The 1,910-nt window shown below is 66.7% G+C and carries 1 protein-coding gene and 1 pseudogene; one reads left to right on the top strand and one right to left on the bottom strand.

Going from position 1 to position 1,910, the window contains the following annotated elements; all coding sequences use genetic code 11:
• Positions 1–191: pseudogene (locus tag CF70_RS02755) on the top strand (ABC transporter ATP-binding protein); the annotation flags it as partial.
• A 213-nt stretch (positions 192–404) separates the two neighbouring features.
• Here the strand turns inward: CF70_RS02755 and CF70_RS02750 are convergent.
• Entirely contained in the window at positions 405–1,715 is a 1,311-nt protein-coding gene (locus CF70_RS02750; RefSeq protein WP_035860024.1) for an NAD(P)/FAD-dependent oxidoreductase, read from the bottom strand.
• Positions 1,716–1,910 lie beyond the last annotated feature (195 nt).

Below are 1,910 nucleotides of genomic sequence, written 5' to 3'. Positions count from 1 at the left end.
TCAACGACCTGCGCAAGACCGGTGTGGCGACACTGCTGATCGAGCAGAACGCACGCGCGGCGCTGCAGGTAGCGGACTATGGCTATGTGATCGAGACGGGGGATATGGCGATGGAGGGGCCGGCGGCGGAACTGGCGGCGAATCCGAAGGTGATCGAGACGTATCTGGGGCTGGCGAAGAAGGCGGCCTGACGGCGCAAATGGCAACAACACGAGTTTGCCGAGGCACTCGGGCGGAGGCCTCAAGTATGGCGCGTTGCGCATCGTAGATGCGCAACGCAAGCTGGCCTGCATGTCACGCGTCACACGTCACGTGTCACGCTCGCGGTACTGGAGCGGCCGTCTGAATACCAAGCGCGACGGCCTGCCCCGGGGTACGTTTTGGCGCGGGATCGCCGGGTGCGCTCAATGCAACCGCGTTCCCGCCGCCAGCAGCCGTTCCAGCCCCTGCGCCAGCGTCATCCCCAGCGCCCGTCCCCAACCGTGGATGTCGAGCACATGCCGCCGATAGACGGCATGGTGGAGCAGGGCGGCGAGCTTGCCTTCAATATGCCAGCCGTTGTCCTTGCCCGGCGTGGCGGCCAGGTTGGCGATTGCGCTGCTGCCTGCCAGGGCGACCAGGGAGCCATAGTCGCGATAACGGAAGCCCGCAGGCTGCTTGCCCGCCAGGCGCCGGGGCAACGCTTCGGCAAGATATAGCGCTTGCTGGTAGGCGACCTGAGCCCGGGTCGGCAACTCGGCGTCGAGGTCCTGCGGCCGGCAGCTGGCGCAGTCGCCGATGGCGTAGATATGCTCGTCTTCGATACTCTGCAGCGTCGGCAGCACGCGGATCTGCCCTTTGGCATTCACCGGAAACCGGAAGGTCTCCAGCATGGCGGGCGCCGCGATGCCCGCCGCCCACACCACGACATCCGCCTGCATCGGGGCCTGGCCGGCAATCGTCAGGCCGCTTGCGCCGACGGACGTCACCCGTGCGCTGCACTGGACGTCGATATGCAGGCGCGCAAGCTGCTCGCTGACGCGCGCCGCGATCCGCGTGCCCATGCCGGGGACGACCGCGGGGGAGGCTTCGATGACACAAATGTCCACGCCGGTCACCGGATCAAGCCGGTGTATGCCGTAGCGATTGAGCACGCTCGACGTCCGGCGCAACTGGGCCGCCAGCTGGACGCCGGTAGCACCGGCGCCGACGATGGCCACGCGAACCTTGGCGGCGGGCGTCTGCGGGCTGGCATCGGCCAGCGCGGTACGGCGGCGCAGGGCGGTGAATACGCGGTCGCGCACTTCTTCCGCTTTGGCGACGCTGTCCAGCGTCAAGGCGTGTTCGCGCGCGCCGGGTACGCCAAAGTATTGGGTGACGCCGCCCACTGCGAGCACCAGCTTGTCGTAGGCAATGGACAGGACCCGGCCGTCCACGCCGTCGCCCGTGCCGGCAATGGCCACGGAGATGGTCCGGTTGATGCGATCCGCCGCGAGCAGCTCGCCTTGCACAAAGCGGAAATGATGGCGTTCGGCTTGCAGGGCGAACGAGGTATGGTGAACCACGGGCTCGATCCGGCCAGCGGCCACTTCATGCAGCAGGGGTTTCCACAGGTGCGTGGGGCTGCGATCGACCAGGATGATCTCGGCGAGGCCGCGCTTGCCCAGCCGCCGGCCCAGGCGGGTGGCCACCTGCAGTCCTGCGGCACCGCCGCCGACGATGACGATCTTTCTCATGGGAATCTCCGCTATGTGTTTCTGGTTCGTGCGTGCCGCGAGACGGTGTTTGCCGCCCGTCGGGCGGTAAACGCGGCTACACCGAATCGTTGATCTGGCGATACCGCGTGTCGCCGAAATTTCCGGCTCTTCGGACGCCAAACTTCATGGGCCTGACGGTATAGTCAAGGGCTTAACGTCAACGTCAACGGCTTA

The organism is Cupriavidus sp. SK-3, assembly GCF_000611145.1.
Taxonomy (GTDB): Bacteria; Pseudomonadota; Gammaproteobacteria; order Burkholderiales; family Burkholderiaceae; genus Cupriavidus.
The sequence above is the reverse complement of the archived record's forward strand: the minus strand, read 5'-3'. Positions and strand labels throughout refer to the sequence as shown.

Excerpts from the sequence above, each read along its gene's own strand:
- CF70_RS02750 (WP_035860024.1), bottom strand. The coding sequence starts at position 1,715 with ATGAGAAAGATCGTCATCGTCGGCGGCGGTGCCGCAGGACTGCAGGTG.